Origin of the sequence: Ancylomarina subtilis, assembly GCF_004217115.1 — a bacterium.
GTDB lineage: Bacteria > Bacteroidota > Bacteroidia > Bacteroidales > Marinifilaceae > Ancylomarina > Ancylomarina subtilis.
The window spans coordinates 386,176-411,523 of record NZ_SHKN01000001.1 but is presented as its reverse complement, the minus strand read 5'-3'; the positions used below and the strand labels follow the sequence as shown (position 1 = coordinate 411,523).

General features: G+C 36.8%; 24 protein-coding genes. 9 read left to right on the top strand and 15 right to left on the bottom strand.

The window, feature by feature from the left end; genetic code table 11:
• Positions 1 to 75: 75 nt before the first annotated feature.
• From rsgA to EV201_RS01710, 7 genes are all read right to left on the bottom strand, one after another.
• On the bottom strand, positions 76 to 1,143 hold the full coding sequence (gene rsgA / locus EV201_RS01740) for a ribosome small subunit-dependent GTPase A (protein ID WP_130305677.1): 1,068 nt from the start codon (positions 1,141 to 1,143) through the stop codon (positions 76 to 78).
• 74 nt (positions 1,144 to 1,217) lie between these two features.
• Positions 1,218 to 2,009: a class I SAM-dependent methyltransferase gene (locus EV201_RS01735; RefSeq protein WP_130305676.1), complete on the bottom strand. Its 792-nt coding sequence runs from the start codon at positions 2,007 to 2,009 to the stop codon at positions 1,218 to 1,220.
• Between the two features lie 98 nt (positions 2,010 to 2,107).
• Positions 2,108 to 3,433 (bottom strand): hypothetical protein, encoded by a 1,326-nt coding sequence (locus EV201_RS01730; protein ID WP_130305675.1) that lies wholly within the window; start codon positions 3,431 to 3,433, stop codon positions 2,108 to 2,110.
• A gap of 48 nt (positions 3,434 to 3,481) precedes the next feature.
• Positions 3,482 to 3,718: a hypothetical protein gene (locus EV201_RS01725; protein ID WP_130305674.1), complete on the bottom strand. Its 237-nt coding sequence runs from the start codon at positions 3,716 to 3,718 to the stop codon at positions 3,482 to 3,484.
• A gap of 215 nt (positions 3,719 to 3,933) precedes the next feature.
• Positions 3,934 to 5,058 carry a TlpA family protein disulfide reductase gene (locus EV201_RS01720; RefSeq protein ID WP_130305673.1) on the bottom strand — a complete coding sequence of 375 codons (1,125 nt, stop codon included), beginning with the start codon at positions 5,056 to 5,058 and terminating at the stop codon, positions 3,934 to 3,936.
• Between the two features lie 155 nt (positions 5,059 to 5,213).
• Positions 5,214 to 8,339, bottom strand: coding sequence for a DEAD/DEAH box helicase (locus tag EV201_RS01715; RefSeq protein ID WP_165389557.1), 3,126 nt, complete (start codon positions 8,337 to 8,339; stop codon positions 5,214 to 5,216).
• The gene (locus tag EV201_RS01710) at positions 8,329 to 9,147 is read right to left on the bottom strand and encodes a Hachiman antiphage defense system protein HamA (protein ID WP_130305671.1); all 819 of its coding nucleotides are present in this window, start codon (positions 9,145 to 9,147) and stop codon (positions 8,329 to 8,331) included. Before EV201_RS01710 ends, EV201_RS01715 begins: the two co-directional genes overlap by 11 nt.
• Positions 9,148 to 10,123: 976 nt before the next feature.
• On the opposite strand from EV201_RS01710, the gene EV201_RS01705 reads away from it, so the two are divergent.
• Positions 10,124 to 10,756, top strand: coding sequence for a hypothetical protein (locus tag EV201_RS01705; protein ID WP_130305670.1), 633 nt, complete (start codon positions 10,124 to 10,126; stop codon positions 10,754 to 10,756).
• A 350-nt stretch (positions 10,757 to 11,106) separates the two neighbouring features.
• Here EV201_RS01705 and EV201_RS01700 read toward each other — a convergent pair whose 3' ends face one another.
• From EV201_RS01700 to EV201_RS01690, 3 genes are all read right to left on the bottom strand, one after another.
• On the bottom strand, positions 11,107 to 11,367 hold the full coding sequence (locus EV201_RS01700; protein ID WP_130305669.1) for a cysteine-rich small domain-containing protein: 261 nt from the start codon (positions 11,365 to 11,367) through the stop codon (positions 11,107 to 11,109).
• 808 nt (positions 11,368 to 12,175) lie between these two features.
• Entirely contained in the window at positions 12,176 to 12,628 is a 453-nt protein-coding gene (tnpA, locus tag EV201_RS01695; protein WP_130305668.1) for an IS200/IS605 family transposase, read from the bottom strand.
• Between the two features lie 116 nt (positions 12,629 to 12,744).
• A complete protein-coding gene (locus EV201_RS01690; protein WP_130305667.1) occupies positions 12,745 to 13,827 on the bottom strand; it encodes a hypothetical protein in 1,083 nt (360 codons plus the stop codon).
• A 260-nt stretch (positions 13,828 to 14,087) separates the two neighbouring features.
• Here EV201_RS01690 and EV201_RS01685 point away from each other — a divergent pair, with 260 nt between their 5' ends.
• The 8 genes from EV201_RS01685 to EV201_RS01650 all read left to right on the top strand — a co-directional run bounded on the left by EV201_RS01685 (position 14,088) and on the right by EV201_RS01650 (position 21,937).
• Positions 14,088 to 14,816 (top strand): pseudouridine synthase, encoded by a 729-nt coding sequence (locus EV201_RS01685; protein WP_130305666.1) that lies wholly within the window; start codon positions 14,088 to 14,090, stop codon positions 14,814 to 14,816.
• A 152-nt stretch (positions 14,817 to 14,968) separates the two neighbouring features.
• Positions 14,969 to 16,267 (top strand): dicarboxylate/amino acid:cation symporter, encoded by a 1,299-nt coding sequence (locus tag EV201_RS01680; protein ID WP_130305665.1) that lies wholly within the window; start codon positions 14,969 to 14,971, stop codon positions 16,265 to 16,267.
• A gap of 82 nt (positions 16,268 to 16,349) precedes the next feature.
• Positions 16,350 to 17,636, top strand: coding sequence for an adenosylmethionine--8-amino-7-oxononanoate transaminase (gene bioA / locus EV201_RS01675; protein WP_130305664.1), 1,287 nt, complete (start codon positions 16,350 to 16,352; stop codon positions 17,634 to 17,636).
• 52 nt (positions 17,637 to 17,688) lie between these two features.
• Positions 17,689 to 18,816, top strand: a complete 1,128-nt coding sequence (locus EV201_RS01670) for an aminotransferase class I/II-fold pyridoxal phosphate-dependent enzyme (RefSeq protein WP_130305663.1) — start codon at positions 17,689 to 17,691, stop codon at positions 18,814 to 18,816.
• Between the two features lie 37 nt (positions 18,817 to 18,853).
• Complete coding sequence (locus EV201_RS01665) at positions 18,854 to 19,519, top strand: DUF452 family protein (RefSeq protein WP_130305662.1); 666 nt, start codon at positions 18,854 to 18,856, stop codon at positions 19,517 to 19,519.
• Positions 19,520 to 19,537: 18 nt separating this feature from the next.
• On the top strand, positions 19,538 to 20,311 hold the full coding sequence (gene bioC / locus EV201_RS01660) for a malonyl-ACP O-methyltransferase BioC (protein ID WP_130305661.1): 774 nt from the start codon (positions 19,538 to 19,540) through the stop codon (positions 20,309 to 20,311).
• Between the two features lie 58 nt (positions 20,312 to 20,369).
• Positions 20,370 to 21,050 (top strand): dethiobiotin synthase, encoded by a 681-nt coding sequence (bioD, locus tag EV201_RS01655; RefSeq protein WP_130305660.1) that lies wholly within the window; start codon positions 20,370 to 20,372, stop codon positions 21,048 to 21,050.
• 155 nt (positions 21,051 to 21,205) lie between these two features.
• A complete protein-coding gene (locus EV201_RS01650; protein WP_130305659.1) occupies positions 21,206 to 21,937 on the top strand; it encodes an AAA family ATPase in 732 nt (243 codons plus the stop codon).
• A 57-nt stretch (positions 21,938 to 21,994) separates the two neighbouring features.
• Here EV201_RS01650 and EV201_RS01645 read toward each other — a convergent pair whose 3' ends face one another.
• The 5 genes from EV201_RS01645 to EV201_RS16475 all read right to left on the bottom strand — a co-directional run bounded on the left by EV201_RS01645 (position 21,995) and on the right by EV201_RS16475 (position 25,346).
• Entirely contained in the window at positions 21,995 to 22,360 is a 366-nt protein-coding gene (locus EV201_RS01645) for a group I truncated hemoglobin (RefSeq protein ID WP_130305658.1), read from the bottom strand.
• A 164-nt stretch (positions 22,361 to 22,524) separates the two neighbouring features.
• Entirely contained in the window at positions 22,525 to 23,136 is a 612-nt protein-coding gene (locus tag EV201_RS01640; RefSeq protein WP_130305657.1) for an NUDIX hydrolase, read from the bottom strand.
• A gap of 390 nt (positions 23,137 to 23,526) precedes the next feature.
• Positions 23,527 to 23,988 (bottom strand): SRPBCC family protein, encoded by a 462-nt coding sequence (locus tag EV201_RS01635; protein ID WP_130305656.1) that lies wholly within the window; start codon positions 23,986 to 23,988, stop codon positions 23,527 to 23,529.
• Between the two features lie 18 nt (positions 23,989 to 24,006).
• Positions 24,007 to 24,606: a glycerol-3-phosphate 1-O-acyltransferase PlsY gene (gene plsY / locus EV201_RS01630; RefSeq protein WP_278043098.1), complete on the bottom strand. Its 600-nt coding sequence runs from the start codon at positions 24,604 to 24,606 to the stop codon at positions 24,007 to 24,009.
• The gene (locus EV201_RS16475) at positions 24,606 to 25,346 is read right to left on the bottom strand and encodes a peroxiredoxin (RefSeq protein ID WP_207224363.1); all 741 of its coding nucleotides are present in this window, start codon (positions 25,344 to 25,346) and stop codon (positions 24,606 to 24,608) included. Before EV201_RS16475 ends, plsY begins: the two co-directional genes overlap by 1 nt.
• Between the last annotated feature and the right edge of the window lie 2 nt (positions 25,347 to 25,348).

Sequence of the window (25,348 nt, the reverse complement as noted above, 5' to 3'; positions counted from 1 at the left end):
TACAACAAAGTCCTACCACTCGCCAGCGAGGCTTCATCTGAATTCAGGCCTGTTCTTTTAGTTATATGATTGTACTCAATTCTTCTTATTTTTTTTGTCTTTTTTATAGTTCTTAATCATCTTACCAAAATCTTTGTCTTTTTTACGCCTTTCAGCAACAGTCGATTCAAAGTGCTCTTTTTCCCGTTCCATTTTCAAGTAGTTTTCGTAGGACAAGGTATCTATCTCCCCACTTTCGAGGGCTGTCACAATCACACAGCCGGTTTCAGTTGTATGTGTACAGTCCTTAAACTTGCATCGCTTCGCTAATGCGACTATGGTTTCAAATGTAATTTCTAAGCCACTGGCCGAATCGGCAATTCCAACTTCTCTCATTCCTGGATTATCAATTATAATCCCACCATTTTCCAGGATATGCATCTCCCGATGACTGGTAACATGTTTGCCTCTGTTTGAGCTTTCACTTATGGCATCTGTACGCATCAGGTCTTTACCCAAAAGATGATTCAAGAGGGTCGATTTGCCGACTCCCGATGAGCCCAGCAAACAATAGGTTTTAGCTTTTTCTATAATCTGTTTCAGTTCTTCAATCCCTTTATGAGATGCATTACTAATTGCCAATATGGGCGCTGTATGTACCCGTTCGCGAAGGCTGCTAATCATCTTTGTTAATTCGGCCTCGCTTACCAGGTCTATTTTGTTGAGAATGACAATTGGTTTGACCTTTGACGTGTTGCAAATGGTCAGATATCGTTCTATTCTGTTAATACTAAAATCCCGGTCGACAGCCTGCACAATAAAGGCGTAATCAATATTGCTTGCTATAATTTGTTTCTCCCCTTGCTTACCAACAGATTGTCGTTCGATGATGGTCTGTCTTGGAAAAACGGCATGAATAAGCACTTTATCCTCATCGTACTCCGAAATTGCCACCCAATCGCCAACAGCAGGAAAATCAGACCTCTTACTTGCCAAAAAACGCAGGTTTCCTATGATTTCACCATCGTATTCTTTTTCAGTTGTTTTCACAACGTATCTTTCCTTATGCTCGGAAATGACTCTTCCCACCCCAAACGAATCAAGATTTTGATCCTTTCGGTAGTTTTCCAATTCTGTATGATAGCCTAAATCTTCAAGTTTCATTTCTTATCTCCTTTTTTAGGGTTGGGCTAATGGCCGTATAGGCTTTCGAACCTGCATTGAGCCCAATCGTTTGTTCATACTTTTCTTGCTTTAATAGAATACATCAGAGGAATCTTATCACCATATTTTTTAGAAACCCATTTTCCTTTTTCATCTTCAATCAAATTAGGAAAACAATTATAAACCTGATAAGGAAATTCATTAAAAAATTCTATTTTCAATCCATTAGTGATTAAGCTATTAATAACTTCACTTAAACTATGATGCCATTCAATGTGTTTTAAATCCTTATTTGAAATTTCAGATTCCTCGGTGTAAGATTTATCGACAACTGTTTCATATGGCTTTGATTTGAAATAACTATAAGAAATTTCAGACTGATCATTAAACATGTATCTGAATGGATGAAATTCAACCATGTAAAAAGTGCCATTGGGTTTCAAATATCGACTTATAATTTTCGCCCATTTGTCAAGGTCATCCAACCAGTTAATTGCGCCATAAGAAACGTAAACAATATCAAAAGTCTCATTTAAGACATTCTCAATGTCATATACATTTGAACGCACAAACTTTGCCGGGATTTTTAATTCAGCAGACATTTCTCTCGCTTTTTGGATTGAAGCATCGGAAATATCAACACCCACGACTTCAGCTCCTTGTCTGGCTAATGATAATGTATCCATTCCAAAATGACACTGCAGGTGAAGCAGCTTCTTCCCCTTTATATCTCCCAATTCCTCAATCTCAATATGATTCAATGATGTTTTACCTTTTTTAAAACCTTCAAGATCATAAAAACTTGATTCTGCGTGTAAAGCTGTTAATTCATTCCAACTTTCTCTATTGTGTTCAAAATTATCCATTAATCCTTAGCTGTTGTTAGTAACGTTTTGAATATTGGGCATTATAAAATACACTTCTATCCACCCTCTGTCCTATATTTTTAGGAAGCTAGTGTTACTTAATCTTTGTAATACCAAAATGGAATTTTAGACACATTCAAATTTGTCGTATCCCCTTTTTTGATTCTTAAACGGTCAACTTTTAATATGTGTTTGCCTTCTATTAAATCTTTCGTACTAAGGAAAGTTTCAAAACCTAAATCACCTTTTTGACTTTTGGATATAATAAAATCAGAATCATACTGAATGGTATCGATTTTTACTGAATACATTTCATTAAATGTTTTTAAGTAGACACGTCTTAGACTATCTCTTTTTCCTCTTTTAAGTCTACGCCCATTACCAATTGTAACACCTGATTTCAATCCACGACTATCTTCATCTGGCTCCAATTCCGGATTAAACTTAAATATCCTGTTTTCTATATTTTCAGAAAACAAGACAAAAACCTTTACATAGTTATCGGAGATGACTTTTGATTGGATGGCCACATGATCAATAAATCCATCGCTATCACATAATAAATCTTCATAGTTATTATTGTTAGCAACATATTCAGTCGAAGTCATGTCGTCTTGTAAAAAATTTGAAACATTGTATTTGAGAGTTGTGGCTAATGCTATTATTATATAGAAGGGTACCAATGCTAAACTTAATCGTTTACCAAACTTATTGTCGAGAAAATTATAAACCAATGGTCTATACAAAAAAGACAAGGTGATAAATCCAAAGACCCAATATACAGGGAAATAAAAGGTAGATAGCCATTTTTTCTTTTTAAGAAAGCCTAGCGTTAAAAAGTCAATTAAGGTGAAAAACATTCCAAAAGTGATAAACACCATAAGTGTGATACCGAAACCTTTAGACAGCCATCCTGGTAAATCTTCGTTACCAATTATTTGGCTTCCAATTAAAGAAATAGCGAGTATGGTGAATGTTATTGCTAAAACATAAAAAATGAGCAAAAAAGAAACGGCAAATATCACGCTACAATAGTTTTCTAATGTGCCAATATATTTATCGAAAGAGCCAACTCTCTTCTTTAAGTATTTAGTAAATTTTTCACTGTATTTTAAACTATCATAATCGATATCCCCAGATACATAACGCAAGCCCAAAGCACCGATCCATAATCCGCGCAATAAGACATGAAGTAATAGGTTGAAAATTAATATATAACACGATATGGTTGCTACTAGTGAAATTACAAACGAATATATTTGGTGATTGTTTTCAGCTTCTATTAGGCTCTCCCTAACGGATGGGATTGCTGTAACTAAACCAAAAATTGCAAAACCAGAGATGAGTAGTTCTAGCTGCCAACTTTCTTCCTGGAGTTTGTGTAATAACTTTTTAAATTCCGGTTTTGTATAATCGTTCTGCATTAATTTTTATTTAATTGTGAAATAATAATTTTAAAGCCCTTCGTGTCCTTACTCTTTTAACAAAACCGTTTTAACACTTCTAACTGACAATGCCAATAAAACAATCGTCCCTAATATTTTAAGCAAATGACCAAACATGGCTCCAGTCGATCTACCGAAATCAAATGCTGAATTGTAATTAGGATAGTTATCGACTAGTGAATAGATAAATGAGAGAATAAATAGTGCGAACACAACACTTACTAATCTTGAAATCTTGCTGTTTGTCTCGTTTGATAGACTCATTATTTTAAGTTTTAATATTTTATTGACTTGATTTCTTTGCATGAAGCCTAACGAATGGAGCTATGTAACCCTTAGTTGAATTATATATAAAGCTATTTTAGGATTACATTTAACTATAACTATTCTAAAATGGTTCCCTTGCCGTTGCTCATTAAAAGCATAAAACCTTCGAAACCCACTACCCGCCTATGGTATATAGCGTATGTTATGCACTTTTACTTTCCTGCAATAATTGCTTCAATTTCATCAATATCAGTCTGTGGATTTCCAATGAATAATACTTTGTTATTATTATCCAAGATTAGTAATTTAGGATAGGATCTTTTTTTATTAAAAATTGAAGTCAATTTTTCAGTTGTATAACCATGTTCCCATTTCATATCCTTCTTCTCAATAACAGATTTCACCTTTTCAATGTTTCTGTCCCTACAGTTTAGAGAAATGATACTTAAATGTTCAGCTTTAAATTTCTTCCTCAACATTTTTATTTTCTCGGTAGCGAGCAAACATGGCACACACCAAGTACCCCAAAGTTCTATAATTGTATACTTACTCTTTTGGGTTGATTCATAAAGACAACTCAACTTGTTTTCAAAAATATTCCTGTAATGCAAATTGGGTGCTAAATCTCCTTTTTTAAGTGCTTTATCATGATATTCCGAATTATCTGCAATAGGAAGGTATTTCGATTTAATATCAATTTTATTGTGAGCACCAATTAGCTTACCAAAATTACTTTCTGATAGGCTTCCCCTATTAGCAATTTGTTTTGTTATTATTCGCCCATCATTGAAAAAGCTTACTTGTTTTAGAATTAATTTCCCATCTAAAAATATCTGTGATCCTTCAGTTGAAGGTAGCTTTTCATCAATATTAGTTAACCAAACTTTTCGCCAACCATTTTTCGAAGTTGAAAGCCAGACCGAGCACTCCTTTTGCAATATAATTTCATCTTCATCAGCTATTCTCTTATAGCTATTAAATTTTAAATACTTCTTGGGTGAAAAATCACCCCATTTGTTTATCTGACCAGAAGTAACATCTAATCTATCAAGTTTATTCTTAGTAGAAATTAAAATGTATTGCGCTTGAACATCTTCTTTTAAAAACTGGTAAATCAAGACTGTGTCCTTTTTCACTAGATATTTCTCAGATACTGGTGACGAGAATATTTTTAGAAGCTCTGGACTATACTTTTCCCAGTCTCCATAATACTTAATACTATCCGATGCCTTATTAAAAGACAGGCTGATTTTATAATTTAAAGTTCCTTTATAATATTCTTGCGAATATGAATAAAATCCAAGTTGAAGGAAGAAAAGAAAAATAATGTATTTCATAGTTGTTATTATTAATTGTGCATAACGGCCACTTGTATGAGTAGTGGCAGATTGCGTGGCACTTTTCTGTCAAACCGCTATGCAGTTTGAGCGGACTACAAACCTTAATATATAGCACTTTGCCTGCCATTACTTATACAAAATGTTAGGCGCTTTTATTCATTACAAATTATATTATTCACCGCTGTAAAATAAGAAGGGTATTTACTTAAAAATGCTTCAACCTCACTTTTATTTGCTTTTAAATTATCTTTTAATTCAGTTCTATAATATGAGAAATAATCAAATTTACTGGCAAGCTCAGAAGCAACAACCCTGTCTGCAAACCCTAATTCATATAATGAAATTGATAATCTACTAGGTAACCCATACTTCATCATTTTTTGAATTAAGTCCAATTTTTTTAAAATATTATCATATTCATCATTTTTCATGAGTTTGATGACCTCAGAAATTGCACCAATTATCAAAGTCAATCCAAAGGAATAAGTATTGTGACAAATGTCAATTATATGCTCCATTGTTACAGTCCTTCTTTGTTTACCAGCCTTATATTTAACATTGGCTGATATAGAAGCAAGTAATTCGTTAAACGTGTATCCTTTTAGCCAATGGTTTGTCAATTCAAAAGCTGAATCGGCTGGTGTTAATTTTTTTATACTGACAGGCGCCTTTTCGTATAATATCGTCCACAAAACTTCAAATAATTCGTCATCAGTTTCAGATTCTATTAGTTTGTCAATATTTTCAAAAGTCCATGCCTCTATTTGAAGAATATCTTCTACACCTAATAATGTACGACCAAAAGATATCCTTTTCTCATCTGAAGTGACCTTCTTACTTATATTTTCGGCTAAAACTCTAAATAATTCTTTTAATTGTTCCTTCTGTTTGTCATCTGATATACTATATGCCAAAGTACCCATTGCAACTTTTTCAATTATATCCGAATCAGTACCAAGCCCGAAATCAATCCAATATGCCATTAAATAACTTTCAATAGCAGCGATAATGTCAAGTTTATTACTAAGTTGTTTATTCAGGCCATTAACTGAGAAATTTGATTCAGAGTGTTCTTCTGCAAAATCTTTAGGAAGCTTATGAATTGCTTCTGGACTATCTACGTATGCACTCACTAATTCCAATGGACTTATAGCAACACTATAATTCTTGTCGTCGCTGTAAAGTGGTTCAAATATAGTCAGCAATGTACTACCACAAGGCTCTGAATTTACTGGGTCGAGCATATCAATAGCGTTTTCCCATTTCCACTTTTCTCTATTATTGTTTCTCTTATCAAACAGTTCTGTATCAGTAAATATTATACTCCCTTCAGTATGCATTCCTGCTCTTCCTGCTCTTCCAATAAGATTGTGAAAATCTCGTGTTTTAATTTTCGAATCGGCTTGATAAAAGCTTGTAATCATGAGATATCTGATTGGTAAATTCACTCCTTGAGCAAGCGTCGATGTGCATATAACAAATTTAATTTTGTCTTCTTGCATAGCGAATTCAATTGCTAGCCTCAACCCCTCAGAAGTAAAGCCACTATGAGAGTATATTCCTAATTTAGAACAACGGGTCATATAATGGTCATTACCTAAGTGCTTCTGATGAAGATATGTTAATTTCTCTACTTCATCCATACTTGATGCAAGTATAGGTTTTCCTGTATCAAACCCCCTTTCTGTAATATCCAAAACTTTCTCCGATATTGATTTTACTGAAAGTTTAGAACCACAGAAGATAGCTACAGCACCATTCTTTACAAGCTTCAAGGCTAAATATAAAGCGATAGATTTACCATCATTCTTCTCAGGAAACATGCGCTGATTTCTTTCACGACCTCTCAGCGGAAAAGTTGTTTGTTCAATAACTCTTGGAACATAAAACTCAACTTTATTTGCATTATCACTATGGACATATTGCAACCTGCCAAGGCGTGTTGTCCAATTGGCAAAGCTTACCGTTCTGTAGGTCGGAAGTAAATCAAATCCAGTAATTATCTCTTTATCACGTTCAATTAACCAATCCCCGATAGCAGATGCATTATTTATCACAGCAGAAATCAAAATAACTTGAGTATCTTCTTTTACCTTATTCTTTAGCGATGATAAAAGTAACTCATATGTTACACCTCTAATTCCATTATCAAATTGGTGGCCTTCATCATAGATTAGAAGACCAATTTGTTGAACTAACTCTGGACTATTTCTAATTATATATATAAACTTCTCAGGAGTTAATACTAGGACGAGGTTTGATTCTTCAAAATCAAAATCTTCTATAAAGCTAAAATCATTCTGTAAAGCATCAGAAGGTTCGTCAATATTGATGTTTTCATTTTTGAAAGTATCTTGGAGACTGTTTTTTATCTCAGAACAAAGTGCCCTAAATGGAGCAACAATTACGGCCATTTTTGTTCTTCCCGAATAAAAGCTACTGCGTATAATAATTTCAAGGGACTTTGTTTTTCCTGCACTTGTTGGCATTTGAATAACAGCCGATTTACCTTTATAAATACCCTTTTCTCCGAGTAATTTTTGAGATGGCCAAAACTCCTTTATGAAGTCTCCATTTTGTATGGTACTACTCCATTTATCTTTGTTAATATTTGTATACCTCTGAAGACTACTCCACGATGAATTGTAAAGGCTTTTCTTTACAACTGCACGTAATATATCGACTAGTAATAATTGCCTATCTGTTCCTCCTTCGTAAATTAAATGACATAAATTATCAAGTGTTTCTAAAATTTGTTTACGATTATTTCCGCTAGTAAAAAATGATATTAATTGAGCTTTAAAATCATTAATGATAGAGAAAAAAGCGGATTTTGAAACTGAATAGGATTCTAAAGAATCATTTAAGATATTATAAAGTAGGTGTTCTAACCCCTCACATCCTAAATCAAGTTCGGACTCAACTATTTTATTAGATAATACTTTCGCGTTCCCCTGAAAATCCGCCAAATAATAAGATGCAGCACCAATTAAAAGAAAATAATTAGAATTTTTATCATCAAGTCTAGTTTCTACAAATGAATCAAAGAATTGAGCAGAAAAAATTAAATTCTTCATGTAATTTTTGACAATAGACTCAGTTAATTCACTTTTTTTTATCTTTCCATAATCTCCAATCAACCCTATTGTTAAGGATAGTAACTCAGAAGGATTACGGGTTAGCTCTAAATGATAGCGTTCAGGAATATCAAATTCAAACATTTTTGCCTTTGAACGTGTTACACCAAGTAAATTATATGATTGAGTTCTAGGATTCATCAGCTGCAATTTCATAAAGTTTATGCACTAATTTCATCATATCATCTCCTTTTATTACAATAAGGAAAAGTGCTGAATTAAATGGATGAGCAGATGTATCTGAATTTATTATGACATCTTCATCATAAATATCATTCGAATATAAAGCTGCAACACCATATTCTAAAGTATATGGAGTATCAACTTTGTTTTGAAATCTTGCTATTTTTTGGGCTTCTTCAGTTTTTCCTTTATCGAATAACCTTTGTTTTATAGCATTTAAGGATTCAGCTTTTCTTAAATCATCTTTAATAGAATCATCAATTGCATCCTGTAATCTTGGATTAGCTTCGTTGCCTGAATATTGAGCTTTAACCTCAAACATTTTAAGAATATCTTTGGGGGTTTTATTTTCATCATAGAGCTTAAAGCCTATTAAATCAGTTCCTTTAGTTGATTCATCTCGAATTGTTTTATTCCCATAGCGTGTACGTGGAACCCAATAACCTAAGATATACTCTATATAATCAGCCACTAAAATTTCACTAAAATCTCCGGACCTTATACCTGGGCCAAAACCTCTTGCTTCTGTTGGGAATTTTAATTGAACCAAAAATTCTTTCCTAGACAAGCCTGTTCCATCCCTCAAAAAATCAATTTCGTTATCAAAACAATAATGATTTCTAAAGTGCTTAGCCCATTTTGATAATATGGCTTTATCAGTTAGGTCGTGATTGTATTCCAACAGACAAATCTCTTTTCCATCTTTAGATTTTAAATCAGAATCAATTCTTGAAAACCAATTTGTATGTTCCGAGCTCCATGGCATATATATTATTTTATGGTTGTTTTAGGGTTTAATTGCGCCTAACAATTGTATAACATCAATATGGATGTTATTTCTTTTATATATCTTTTGAAAAGGTGTTGTTACACCACCCAATTGGAGGGATAAGAACACCTATGAATTTGGCTCACTAAAATTAAAAATTATCTGAATTAAACAGTATTCTGACAGGAAGTAAAACTATAAACGGATGTAAAATAGAATCACTCTTCATAATAAAAGCGTTTTTGTCAAATTGGGAAGGGGGAAAATCAGAAAATATAGAGCATTTTAGCTTTCAATTTGACCCTCTGACAATTTTCAAACTGCATTTTACAATTCTCAAACAGCATGTTACAAATTGTCCTGAGGCAAAATCGACTCAGTTTGGTCAATTTACAGCTCCAAAATGACCCAAATTAATTTCAAAACTGCGTTTTACAAATCCTAAAATGCATTTTATAAATCCTAAACTGCGTTTTACAAATTGTAAATTAATGGAATTCTCAAAAAAAAGACTTTCACTGCGTTTTTTTCAGAAAAAGCTCAAATTGAATAAAACATCAATAAATCCAAGCTATATAGAGATTATTAAGAAATACTATTAATTAACTAAATATTTAAAACGAGCAAAACGTCATTTTTCAAAGCATTACTACCAAAAGTGCTCAACCACCTATTTTTACGGGCCTAAACGGAAGCTGTCCATCTTCATTAATCCTTGGCATTTTCCCTGTTTACGGGCCTTTCACAATTTAACAAAACGCGCATTTACAAAATGTAAAATAAAAAACAGGCAAAAATACCTTGAAATGCCCCTCGTTAGACAAAAAAAATTTCATTCTACAAGCCCAGTATTTAAGGGGTGTTAAGTTGCTCAAAGTTAAATTATTTCATGAAAAATTTATTTCCATAAAAACTTCTTTAATAACTTTATTATACAATCCTGATTAATACGTTCAATTTAAATTTTGAAGACATGGTACAAATACCTGTAAAAAAAAGTTTCATTGAAAGCAGTGAAACAGGCTTTGCCAGAAAACGAGATAATTTTCTCGATAAAGCACCTCAACTCGTCGCTGATGGCGTTTTACCTAAAGAAGCTACAGAAAACTTAATTCAACTACTTCAGGGAGATAAGTCGCGATACGAGCAAAAAAACATGGACCAACAAACGGCTCATGATTCCCGAATTATCTTTACTCAGGGGCATCCTCCGGTTGAAAAAGCTTTGAGGGGGTATAAAAAACTAATTGACGATATGCCAAGTATTAGTCCTGAAACGCAACTGGATCTGGGTTTGGTTAACGAAACCAAAAATGAGTCGACAAACAATAAAAAACCCGATTTAAAAGTAAAAGAAGTGGGTGGTATCCCCCACATCAGCTTTACAAAATATCCTTTGAATGGCATTATTCTATTCGGAAAAATCAACGATGGGGAATACGATTTTCAAACCACGGTGAAAACATCGGGTTTCAATGACACCCGTCCGCGCAAAAATCCCAAACTGACTGAGATTAGAGAATACTATGCCTATTATATTCACAATGGTGTAAAGGTGGGTAAGCAATCGGAAATTGTTAGAGTGGTTCTGAGTCCAATAGAATAATGATGATGAGTGGCGAAAAGAAACAAGCCCCGCAATGCGAAAAACACTGCGAGGCTTGTTTTATAATTTAAGCTCTCTCACGAGCTCACAAAATTGAAGTCCAACGGCTTGAGCGAAAAAAAAATACAATTGTGAGCTTACTCGTTGGGCTGCTGCAAGGAATTAGGTTTCAAACACCCCTCTGTGTCTCCCCTAAAAGGGAGAAAAAACTAACTTCTTGTACGTATAACAATTGTATGGGTGCCGCCATAACTTGTGCTGCCATCAGCATACTTGGCGTAAGGTCTAAAATAATAATCGGTATTTGGAGTCAGATTGGTGGCATCAGCAAAGTAGCTGGTCACAAAAAATTACTCCTTCTCGCTTGCAACTTTACAAACTTCTCCCATCTTGCTCATCATGTATTCATGAGATTTTCGGGTATGAGGGATGGTGCAATCGGCACAATTTTTAAAACCATTGGTGTATTTAAAATTCCCCCCGCACTTATCTTTTAGCATGTATAAGGGACAAAAACAAAACAGACAATTAAAATCCGCCTCATTTTCTACTTTATGACAAGGGAAATATTCGCACTGGGTATTCTGGAAAAACTTATAATGTTCTGACATAAGATTCAATTCTGGTTTGTTGTCTTTTATAATAGGGAGTAAAGATAAAGATTTGCGTCAAAGCATCCGGTATGTTATACACGAAAATGCACCTCCTCCCTATTATCAACCTGGGGCTTCCTGATGATTCCGCTCCTTCGGAGCTAAACCAAACGCCGATACAATTTAGCCTTGTCTTATCTGACAAGGCTAAAGAACACGCACCTTTGGTGCTATATATACCATAGCACCAAAGGTGCGCAATCACATAACATAGTCAGTAAGGGCCATGCGCGCCAAAGGCGCGCAGGCATAAAAAAAACTGATTACATCACCACCCGAGCACTCACCGATGATTCCGCTCCTTGGGAGCTTAATCGAACATGCATACTCTTTAGCCTTGTCCAAGATGACAAGGCTAAAGAACACCGCACCCTTGGTGCTATATATACCATAGCACCAAAGGTGCGCAATCACATAACATAGTCAGTAAGGGCCATGCGCGCCAAGGTGCACAGGCATAAAAAAAACTGATTACATCACCACCCGAGCACTCACCGATGATTCCGCTCCTTCGGAGCTTAATCGAACATGCATACTCTTTAGCCTTGTCCAAGATGACAAGGCTAAAGAACACCGCACCTTTGGTGCTACATATACGATAGTACCAAAGGTGCGCAATCACATAACATAGTCAGCAAGGGCTATGAGCGCCAAAGGCGCATCATCACATAACATAGCCTGTCAAGGCTATGCGCGCCAAAGGTGCATCGTCACTCAACATAGTCCGTCAAGGCTATGAGCGCCAAAGGTGCGCAGTCATCTCTAACTAATCCCACAAAAAGCGCTCATCAAAATTCATCTTATACTTTCTTAAGACTCGCCTGTATTCCTCTTGAAATGAAACCTTACGATGATGTTCTCTCTGATTTTTAATATAGGCAACCACGCGATCAACCTGACGGGGATTAACTGAGAAACCACCATAACCATGCTGCCAATAGAAATTTGAAAATTTAGGATCCTTCGATTTAATCCATTTCGAGGAATGTGTTTTTACTTTTTCAACCAAATCCATTAAAGCCATCTTACGGGAAAGCTTCACCAGCAGATGAACATGATCATTTGTTCCTCCAACAATTATAGGTTGCGATTCTAAATTTTTACAAACACCTCCCAAATACGCAAACAACTCTTCCTGAATTGAATCCTGAATTAAAGGCAAACGACCTTTCGTGCTAAAACAAATATGGACATAGTTTTGAACCAGAGATTGAGGCATGTCGAATAATTTTCTATTAAAGATAATAAATAATTCTCACCTCATCCCATTTGAAATCAAACTAAAAAAAAACAGCCTTAGGGCTGTTTTCATAACCTGATTCTATTGTTGTTAAATCAGAATTTCAACTGATCAGCCACACGCAACAGATTTTCTTTCGACATGGCCGATGGACTCATGATTGAGATCACCATTTCGTATTGGGGGTATTCAATAAACAAAACATTCCCGTCTTCATCACCTGATTCCTCATCCCTCATCTTGCCAAAATACATCTCTCTTCCATTCTTCTCGAAGCGTTCGTATTCGTTAGACTCAATTTTTAACATCTCAGAATGAAACCCTTGATTGGAAAGGGCAGCAATCATAAAACTTTCTTCCAAACCTTTCATAAAAGCAGCCATATACTGGCCTTCCAATGGCATACACATGCTTTTTTTATAGCTTTGGTATTCCACCTTATCAATTGCCATTTCAAACTTTTGAAAGGAATAACTTAGTGGTACAACCTCCTCATCCGAATCTTCATCCATCATATCATCAGAAAGATCTATATCCATAGCATCGGTTTCCTGATTTAAATCAATCATTTCAATCCCCTCAGGCACTTCAAACAAACTTGAAGCAACCTGGATATTCTCCTCGAATAAATCTGCTGTTTCAGTGCATATAAGCCCCATAATCTCAGACTTTGTTTTCAGTGAAATGCCTTTGTATATGCTCTGAGTAGACCCCATAACCTTAATCACCTCACACTCGCGCCCCATAAATTTTTCGGTTCCCTTTTTTTCACCTCCAAAAGCATTTAAAGTTTCTTGTGCTAATTGCTTTTTCTGTTGATCATCCAGGCCTTCAACAAGCTGTTTAAATTCTGCAGGCAATTTGAAACTGTGTTTGGTTCCCGTTTGATTAATCAGGTCTAGATCATAAGAATCTACACCATCCACAATCTCAAGTGTATGTTCGTCTTCCACACTTTTCATTCCAAACATATTAGTCGTCGTAGTTGCTTTCATCTCTTCACGATACAAACGCCCATAATCATCAAACCAAATGGAACGAGTCCCTTTAGTCATGCCCTCAAGTTTATATTCCACATGTCCCGACTTAATCATAAATCGTTTATTCGAAACTTGTGCCTTAATCGAACTACTACCCAGCATTAGTATAACAGCTAGTATTCCCAAGCATTTATTCATCACCTGATATCTTAATTTAAATTTTTCATTCTAGAACGAAGTTAGCATATGAATTTAATTTAAACATCGTTTATCTAAAATCAATCTTATTTTTTTATAAAAAATACATTAACTGAAAACGACAAACAACCCAATACCTCATCACCTGACTCTCCTAAGAGAACAGGATTTTTATATTTCAAAGAGAAATAGTCACAGAATTAATTGCAAAGAAGCGGTAATAGTCCGTTTTTTGTAAAAAATTACGGGGATACTAAATAATGGAATACAAACGACTCAATAAAGCCATATCCGAAACAGGCTACTGCTCACGTCGGGCTGCAGACAGACTGATTGAAGAAGGGAAAGTTAAAGTAAACGGACAGCCAGCTGAAATGGGGCTGAAAGTAACAGCTTCCGATAAAATTACGGTTGATGGTGAAGTGATTACCAAAGAGGTGGGCAACATCTATTTGATTTTTAACAAACCGGTGGGCATCACCTGCACAACCGACACCAATATTAAGGGGAATATTATCGATTTTATTGGGTACCCTGAACGTATTTTCCCTGTAGGTCGAATTGATAAACCCAGCGAAGGTCTCATCTTTATGACCAATGACGGGGACATCGTGAACAAAATTCTCCGTGCGAAAAACAATCACGAGAAGGAATATGTGGTGCGTGTGAACAAACGGATCACCCCTGATTTCATCCGAAGAATGAGCAACGGAATTCCGATTCTGGATACGGTAACCGAGAAATGCAAGGTAAAACAAATTGATGCATACACCTTTAACATCATCCTGACTCAAGGCTTAAATCGTCAGATTCGTCGCATGTGCGACTATCTTGACTATGAGGTTAAAGAATTGAAACGCATTCGAATTATGAACATCAAACTGGGGAGTTTGAAACGTGGAAAATACCGTTCCTTTACCGGACCCGAACTGAAAGAGTTGAAAGCTCTAATTGAGGATTCCAGTAAAACAGAGGAAGCTTCTTTATAGATCTTTTAAACAATTACAAATATTTATAACCTGATAATATGGTCGCTTGCAGGGACTCTATTTATCAGGTTTCTTTTTTTTAAGGCAACGATCCTGACAGGTATAAAAACAAAAATTCGTAACTTTTAAGGGAAACCAATAATTTTCCCCTTATGGATAAGCCCCTTACAAAACCCAAAGCGTCGAAAGAAAGCTTGATTCTGCTGATTGCGATTATTTCGGCAATCGTGCTGGGATTTATTCTGGGTGGCTTCTTCCCTTCCATCGGTATCAAACTCGAAATTTTCGGACAGATCTTTCTCAATATCCTGATGCTGCTGGTTGTTCCCATTGTGGTTTTATCCATGATTGTTGGGATCTCCCGCATTCAAAACTTAAGTCAACTGGGCACACTTGGCAGTAAAACATTGGCCTATTATTTAATAACAACTGCTGTTGCCGCAAGTATCGGTATTGTTCTTGTGAACCTGATTCAACCCGGCATCAATCAGACCATCTCTGTTAATGAACTCCCCAATCAAACGGAATTTATCACTACGGATATTTCTACAGCCTTAAGAGAACTGTTGGTGGGGAATCCAGAAAAAGAACAACAGGGCTTGATAGGCTACAACCTGTTTCTTGCTATGGAAAAAATGGATATCCTACCCCTCATTTTATTTTCCATCTTTTTTGGTGCTGCCCTCTCTTCTTTGGGCAAAAAAGCAAAAAAAAGCATTCAGATTCTTTCCGTCATGAACGATGCCATACTCAAACTCGTGCATTGGGTGATGTACCTTGCGCCTATAGGGATCTTAGGTTTAGTTGCCGCACGAATAGCCCATTCTGGTGGTTTTAAGGCTTTCATTCCCGAACTCCTGTCACTGGGACTTTATGCACTGACGGTGCTGTTGGGACTCGCACTGCATGGGTTTCTTTTTTTAAGTCTGCTACTACGAATTTTGGGCAAACGATCAATCTCCACTTACCTGAAAGGTATGGGTACTGCCCTTCTGAATGCCTTTTCTACCGCTTCGAGTACAGCCACGCTCCCTTTAACACTACAAGGCGTTCACGAAGAGAATAAAGTTTCAGAAAAGATCAGCAACTTTGTTCTGCCTCTGGGTGCCACTATCAATATGGATGGAACTGCCCTCTACGAAGCCGTTGCAGCCATATTCATCGCACAACTGTATGGTATTGAATTGACATGGATACAACAAATCATTGTCATTCTCACCGCAACACTTGCAGCAATAGGCGCTGCTGGTATTCCCGAAGCTGGTCTGGTTACTATGGTTATCGTATTGCGAGCCGTCAACTTACCTATCGAAGGCATTGGCCTACTTCTAAGTATAGACTGGCTACTCGACCGTTTTAGAACCAGCATTAATGTTTGGGGCGACAGTGTGGGTGCTGCAGTTGTAGAGAAATGGGATGCAGAAAAACCACCGAAAAATAAAGAGATCTAAAACGATTCAAAAACATAGTTCTGTTTGCAGCAAAATAAGGCTATAAACATTAGCTTTATGCCAATTATTATGGAAGAATAAAATGGCAGAAATTACACACGAAGATCTCTCATTCGACAGAGAACATATTTGGCACCCTTATACCTCAATGGAAAACCCATTACCGGTTTACCCGGTTGTGTCAGCCGATGGCGTGCGTCTGAAACTTAATAGTGGACAAGAGCTTATCGATGGCATGTCATCCTGGTGGTGTGCCGTGCATGGTTATAATCATCCGGTATTAAATAAAGCCGTAAAAGACCAAATCAAAGACATGTCGCACGTGATGTTTGGAGGCATCACCCACAAACCGGCTATTGAACTTGCCAAGTTACTGGTGGACCTTAGTCCTGAAGGATTGGATAAGGTTTTCTTTGCTGATTCGGGTTCTGTATCCGTTGAGGTGGCTATGAAAATGGCCATGCAATACTGGTTTACCAAAGGCCAACAGAAAAAAAACAAATTCCTGAGCATTCGTTCAGGCTATCATGGTGATACCTTTAATGCCATGTCGGTTTGCGATCCGGTTACGGGTATGCACGAAATCTTCACAGGTGTACTACCCATCAATCATTTTGTTACAGCACCGCAATGCGGTTTCTATGATGATTGGGATGAAAAAGATATTCTTCCAATGAAAGAAGCCATTACGCAATATCAGAATGAATTAGCGGCCATCATATTGGAGCCCATCGTTCAGGGTGCCGGCGGCATGCGTTTCTATCACCCTCAATATCTAAAAGAAGTGCGTCAGCTTTGTGATGCGCATGATATTCTACTGATTGTTGATGAGATTGCAACAGGCTTTGGCCGATCAGGCAAACTCTTTGCCTGCGAGCATGCTGGTATTTCGCCTGATATCATGTGCGTGGGAAAAGCCATTACAGGTGGTTACATGAGTTTTGCAGCAACACTTGCCAACACAAAAGTCAGCGATGGGATCTCGCAAGGTGCTCCCGGTTGTTTCATGCACGGCCCTACTTTTATGGGCACCCCTTTAGCTTGTGCTGTGGGTGTGGCTAGTGTCAATTTGTTACTGGAATCGGATTGGAAAAAGAAGGTTGATACCATTGAGGAAATCCTGAGTGAAGAACTAAAGGCTGCCAAAAAGCTATCCCAAGTGGCAGATGTTAGAATACTGGGTGCCATTGGTGTGATTGAGATGAAAGAAGCAGTGAATATGGCTCAAATTCAAAAACAATTTGTGGATGCCGGCATTTGGGTGCGTCCTTTTGGCAAACTGGTTTATATCATGCCGCCTTTCGTTATTTCTAAAAAGGATTTACGAACTTTATGTCAGGCCATGATTGAAGTTGTGAAAAAACAGTAGGTCAGTTTAAACTATATCTTGACTTTAACCTTTATACTTTTTCCTTGATATAATGAGCGATATTCTAAAATCCTATCAGGACGAGCTGGAAAAGCTAAACCAGACAGGCAATCTGCGTTATTTAAAACAGATTGACGAAAGTCAGTTTAAGCTAAACCTGTCCTCAAACGACTATATGGGCATTGCCAAACTGGGCTTATCTCTTCCTGCTGAAACAGGTATGGGATCGGGTTCTTCCCGTCTGCTTACAGGCAACTTTCAGGCCTATCAGGCACTTGAAGATGAACTGGAAAAACAGTTTGGATCTCCGTCTCTCTTCTTCAACTCGGGTTACCATGCCAATATTGGGATTCTGCCTGCCCTGGCACAAAAGGGCGATCTCATTTTATCCGACAAACTCAATCATGCCAGTATTATCGATGGTATAAAACTGAGTGATGCCGATTACCATCGCTACAAACATCTCGACACCCAACACCTGACACGCTTACTCAAAAAATACCGCAGCAATTACAAGCGGGTTTTTATTGTGAGTGAATCCATTTTCAGTATGGATGGTGATATAGCCGATTTACACGAACTCATCAAAATAAAAACCAAATACGAGTGTTTTCTTTATGTGGATGAGGCTCACGCCCTGGGTACCCGGGGTGAAAAAGGATTGGGCATTGCCGAGGAACAAAACTGTCTCTCACAAATCGATCTTTTGGTGGGCACCTTTGGGAAAGCCATGAATTCGGTAGGGGCTTATCTCATTTGCAATGCGATTATCAAAGATTACCTGATTAATAAGATGCGTTCGCTGATTTTTACAACGGCTTTGCCTCCTATCAGTATTGCTTGGAACCTTCAAATTCTAAAACAAAGCCTTGGCATGCAAAAAGAGCGCTTGCATTTGCAAGAGCTTTCAAACCAATTCAGAACCGCTTTGCAAGAACTCGGCATACAAACTGGTGGTGACTCCAATATTATTCCCATCATGATTGGTGATAGCGAAAAATGCAAACAACTGGCAGAACAACTACAAAACTTAGGCTATCTGGTTTTCCCTATCCGTCCCCCATCGGTACCACCCAACACAGCCAGACTTCGCCTATCACTATCTGCTGATATGGAATGGGAAGACTTAAAAGAACTTCCAGTCATGATTAAGAATTTACAATCAAAATACAATTCGTGATTATCGATTAGTAATTAATTCAAATGCCAATTAAGAAATGGAATTTAGATATTTACACAAAAACAATTCACCAAAACTCATCCTCTTTATGAGCGGTTGGGGCTGCGACGAACTGCCATTCCTTAAAATTAAGGCGAATGAATATGACGTCCTTATGTGCTACGATTATCGTGATTTAAGCCAGGTTCAGGAATTAAGGGAGGAAATTAAATCCTATAAGGAGTGCCATCTGATTGCCTGGTCGTTGGGTGTATTCGTCAGTTCACATCTGTTTAAAGAAGATAAAAACCTTTTCAGAAGTCAGCTTGCGATTAATGGTAGTCTTTCCCCCATTGATGAGGAACAAGGCATTCCGCCAGCCATATTTCAGGGCACCATTGATGGGCTAAACGAAAAAGGCCGCGACAAATTTTTCATGCGCATGTGCGGAGGTCGTTCAGGATACGCAGACTTTGCCCAACAGCTACCTCAACGTCAGGTTGAAGATCAAAAGGAAGAATTGATCTGTTTGCAAAACATGATTTTGAGCCAGCCAATTACTTGGGATATTTTCGATAAGGTATTACTTTCGTCACGAGATATAATTTTTCCATTTAATAACCTGGAAAAAGCCTGGGAGAATAAAGCAAACAAGCAGATTCTTGACCTGCCTCATTTTTGTTTTTACCATTGGGATAAATGGGATGAGATATTAAAGTCTTAAAAAGTCAATAAATAAAGGGTGAGCAACCAGAAAATAAATAAAGATAAGGTTCAGAAAGGATTTGTGAAGAGCATCACAACCTATCGCAAGCACGCTATTGTTCAGGAAGCCATTGCTTCTCGTTTGATTGCTGAGATGAGGTGGCGTTGTCCTGAGCATCATCATTCGGTTTTGGAGATCGGTTGCGGACCTGCTGTATTAACTGAAAAGTTTTTCCAATTCTTCGATGCTGATACTTACCTGGCAAACGACATTGTAGAAGAATACGCCCCCGTTTTGGAAGCTCTAAATCCCAAAATTCAATTTATGGGCGGAGATATTGAAAGCTCTGAATTGCCTCAAAATCTGGATCTCATTTTATCGGGTTCAACCTTTCAATGGTTTCACGATTTGGATGCTTTTCTTCAAAAATGTCATACCGCTCTTTCAAAAAATGGTTTTCTGGCGTTTAGCAGTTTTGGCCCTGAAAACTACCGCGAAATTAGAGCTGTTGAAGGCAGTGGACTTAACTATCTGTCCTTTAATGAACATCTGAAACTTCTCGAAAAACATTTCGATGTGATTTGGAGCGAGAAAGAAATCATCACCCGACATTTTCCTGAACCGATCGAAGTTCTGCATCATATGAAACGAACCGGCGTGAATGGCTTACCCGGAAAGGTATGGACCAAAACCGATTTAAAAAACTTTGAAGAACGCTATAAGGATCTTTTTGGTATCGAATTGGGTGTTCCCTTGAGTTACCAGCCCATCTATTTTATTGCAAAACCGAAAGTCAAGGTTAAAGGTTAAAGGAAATAAAGATATTCAACTTGAATCCTCAATCACAAATTGTAAATCACTAATTATAATGAGCACTTACTTTATTACAGGAATTGACACGGATGCCGGAAAAACATTCGCTACGGGTTTAATGGCAAAATACCTTCTTAATAAAAAGGTAAATGTGATGACCCAAAAGTTTGCTCAAACGGGTTGCGTTGGTATTTCAGAAGATATACTGGCTCATCGGGATATTATGGGAGTTAAACCCTACGATGTGGATAAGGACGGAACCACTTGTCCTTACGTATTTACATATCCGGCTTCGCCGCACTTGGCAGCCAAGATTGATGGACAGGAAATCGATATGGATGTCATAAATGCTTCAACAAAGCAACTTCAGGATCAGTATGAAACACTTTTAATTGAAGGCGTAGGTGGTCTTCACGTGCCCATTACGCTGGAATATTCTCTTCTGGATTATCTTGAGGAAAAGAAACACCCTCTGATTCTGATCACCTCATCAAAGCTTGGGAGCATCAACCATACTTTAATGACATTAGAATTGGCCTATCATAGAAAACTGCCCATTCAGGGGCTGATCTACAACCACTACCCTAACAACAGCGATCTGATTCTGGAGGATTCCATCGAGGTATTCAGAACTTACTTAAGTAAATTTGGTTACAAATGTCCAATCGTCGAAATTCCTGAATTCAAGATAGGTGAATCACCCTATGTTGATTTTTCGCCTTTATTTCAAGTCTAAATCAAAAAAGTACTGATTTATAATCCCTGACATTTCGACCTTTCAGACTTTTATGACTTGACTATTTTGTTAAAAGATGTTGTTAAACTGAAACCGTATTCTGAAAAAACACTAGGTTTGCAGTCTAAACACAACAACACAAAACTCAATAAGTAATGGAAAGATTATATGTTCCCAACAGGGGTCATGTCGTTTTTGAGGATATCGTTTTTGATGAGAAGCTTGGTGCTGAAATCAATCAATTCTTACGCGAATATGAGCATTGCGATATTCTATCGAAATACAATCTCCCTTTAAGTAATAAGCTTCTGCTTCACGGGAAAAGTGGCTGCGGTAAAACCATGACAGCACGTGCTATTGCCCGTAAACTGGGAAAGAAAATCAAGGTCATCAATCTGGGTGGTATTGTTTCTTCAAAATTGGGCGAAACCTCAGCCAATATTGCTTCGGCTTTCCGTTTGGTAGAAAGTCAGGAAGCCGTTCTATTCTTCGATGAATTTGATTCGCTGGGAAAAGAACGTGATTACGACAATACCGATAGTAACGAAATGAAACGTGTGGTTAACACCATGCTGCAGTTGATTGACTCCTTGCCAAAGCATTCTATTATTATTGCCGCTACAAATCAAATTGATATGATTGATTCGGCTCTGCTTCGTCGTTTCGAATTGAAATTGGAATTCAGAAATCCAAGCAAAGAATTGCTGGACAATTTCTACGATAAACTACTTTCAAAATATCCGGAAGAGTACCGTCATATGACCAGACAATACGATATTTCATATGCTGAGGCACAGGATATTGTCTTCCGAACAGTCAAGAACAATATTATTGTATCTGAACTCAATAAACAGGACAAACTGGAAACAAATCCTTGTCTGAATTAATAACACAAATAAATCCCAAACCTTTAGGCTTGGGATTTATTTTAAAATTTACATCAACTAAACTGAAACAATCTCATCTTTCATACTAAAAAGAACATAGAGTACTTCTTCTTTCTCTCTCTGCGCAATATTATTCTTATTGAGCGCCTTCAATACATCCGATAAAACCTCAACAAATTCGGTATTGCTTATATTCATACCCCTGTGTGTACCCATCATATCCTTCCCCTTATAAACAGATGGACCTCCTGTCCCTACAATAAAAAAAGTTGCTGCACCATGCTTCATTTCTTCTACACTGGCCTTCGCATTCTTAAAGCGGGTTGCTATTCGCGGATTAGAGAAATGAAAGTCTACAGCATCACTCGCGATCTTTGTAATTCCTTCGGTTCCTCCTAATCTCTCATACAAGATTTCACTCATTTTCTTCCTCCATTTAGTGAATAAGCAGTAAGATAAGCTTTTCTCTGTCCAAAGTCAACGGTAGCTCCCAATCAAACATTTATAAACGAAGCCTTGCATAAAAATTTCACCATCGATATGTGATGAAAAATCTTCCATCATTTCCATTACGGAAAAGTATTGGATTAGTCAGAATAGGTCTGCTTGTCTTTTAGCTTCTCTCGTATCAGATCAATGAGTTCGTAGGTATTTCTTTTAACTGAGAGTTCGGGTAAATTTTCAAAGCTAAAAAAACGGGATTCTTGAGTTTCGTCACTTCCCCGTAATTCACCATCGATTTTATCACACAAAATCACAATTTTATAAAAATGGTATTCAAGAGGGGGGAAATTGTGTTTATTGGTATCAATAATTGCAAGGGTTCGGTTGGCTCTTACTCGCAAACCCGTCTCTTCATAAACTTCCTTCTCAGCAATGGCATTGGGTGAATAATTCACATCAGCATAACCTCCTGGTAAGGACCATTTGTTATCCGAATTTTCTTTAGTCAGTAGAATTTCCCCCTTTTCAATCACAACAGCCCTCACATCGACTTTAGGTGTTTGAAATCCGGTTTCACAAGTAAATAAGCCTTTTATTTTTTCAATCTCTGCATCGGTTACTTGAGCCACTAACTGAACGCTTAATTCCCGTAATTCTTCAAAACGTTGCTTATCAAAATGATCCTTTGTAAATCGGATTCCGGTTTGTGAAATAGCCTGTATTTGCTTTGCAATTTTTAAAATATTATTTTCCAATATGATTCGTTTTAGATTTGCAACTGTTAAGCAATATGTTCTCTCTTTTTCATTTATACATTTATCAAAATACTGAGGCTGCAAGATAAATTATTTCCTTATAAGTTTCCAAAATCGACAAGCAGTAGTAAGGGGGACGTCTAAATTGCAATTCATTTTTTTTGCCTTGTCAAATTTATATACCCGGTTTAGAGATTCCTCATAAACTGCAGCCAAATATTGAATGATATAAGCAAAGGAATGGGGTAAATTTAGAAAACACATGAGTCGTAGATGATTGATACACCCCTTCATTTTGCCCTCCGGTACATTCGGGGCTAAAAAAGGCTTCACGCTACAAAGCGACCAGACCTTCCGAATCAAGGCATTTAGGATGTAAAGACCAAATTCTCATAATGGAAATAATTTTTCAAACACTTTGGTTCTGTGATCAAATATCTGTTTTAACATTTTTTCAATGAATAGTGAATTGGCAATGCTACCAAGAAAACCCAATGGAGGTTTATAACTGACAATATCTCTCATTAACACTCCCTCTTCAGTCTGTACAATTCTATGTTGATGGTGCCAGAAGGCATAAGGACCAACTCGCTGCTCATCCACAAAATACGATTTATCAACGACGTGCGTGATCTCTGTAACCCAATTGGTATTAATACCTAATAAGGGCCGAACCGTATAACGAATGATCATTCCCTCGTATATTTTGTCTGCAGCATTGGGAGTGCGAATATCGAAGCCCATATACTCCGGAGTAATTTTCTTTAAATTTTGAGGTGAACTTATAAAATCCCAAACTTCGTCCATGGAAGCATGAATGATCTGTTCTCGCTGAAATTGAAAAAATCCCATATATTGAGGTTTTAAGGCTTATGAAATGAGTTCTTTATTCTTTAATAAACGACCAATATTCTTGATATGCATCATGATAATCAGAAAACAACAAATGCATAAATAATAAAATGTGGATGTTAAACCGTGAATAATAAGTTCAGTAATTGGTAGTGAAATTCCCAATAGTATGGAACCTAACGAAACATATTTAAACTGCCATTTCACAAGAAAATACACCATTACCGAAATCAAAACAGAATAAGGAGCAAGCAGTAAGGATGCGCCCAAACTAATATTAACTCCCTTACCTCCTCTGAATTTTAAAAAGAGACTAAAATTGTGTCCCATAATCGCAGCTATAGCCAAAAAATAAATAAAATTTGAAGAAGCTGACGCTTTATCATCAAAGCACATAAACAAAGCAATGGGTAAAAGCCCTTTTATCATATCCAGAACTTGTGTTACAATCGAAAGTCTTTTTCCGGCTATGCGCCTTACATTTGTTGAACCGATATTCCCACTACCTAATTCGAGTATATTCTTCCCTGCAAATCGCTTAGTTAATAGATAACCCATAGGTATTGCTCCTAGTAAATAGGAAAATAAAACGAATAATATTTCATGACTTAAACTCATCATAATTCTTGTAATATGCGTAAGGCTTCATCAACATGTTTCTCAGCTTGTATTTGAGAATTAAACATATAAATCACCTTCCCTTCCTTATTTACGAGATAAGTCACTCTTCCGGGAATCAATCCGAATAAATTACCAGGAACACCAAAAAGTTTACGCACTTTGTTTCCCTTATCGCTAAGTAGCGTATAGTTCAGCTTGTATTTTGTTGCAAAGTCCAGGTGACTCGCAACCGACTGCCCACTAATTCCAATAATCAGAGCATCGGCTTCTTCAAACACTTCAAATTGATCTCGAAAAGCGCAAGCCTCCTTGGTACAACCCGGGCTATCATCTTTGGGGTAAAAATAAATCACCAAATTTTTCTTCCCCAATACGGATATAAGCTGAAACAACTCCCCGTTTTGATCCTTTAATTCAAAAACTGGTACTGAACTTCCTATTTCAATTTTTTTCATCTTCTCAGGATTATCTTTAAAAACTACAAAGCTTGTACTCAAAACAAAATAAATGGATAAATAAAACAAATAGAAGTTTCTAAACTTCTTGTATTTTTTATTATCGGGGTAAATATTACCGAAAAGTCCTTTAAGTTCTTTCATGAAAACGGGTTTGATATTGATTGTCCAACTATCGGTTTGGTATACGATTTTACGAAACTTACTTCGATAGAAACCTAAGGGCAGCCCCCAAACGAAGAAAAGCACAAACCAAATATTCGAACTCAAATAATCAAGCATAA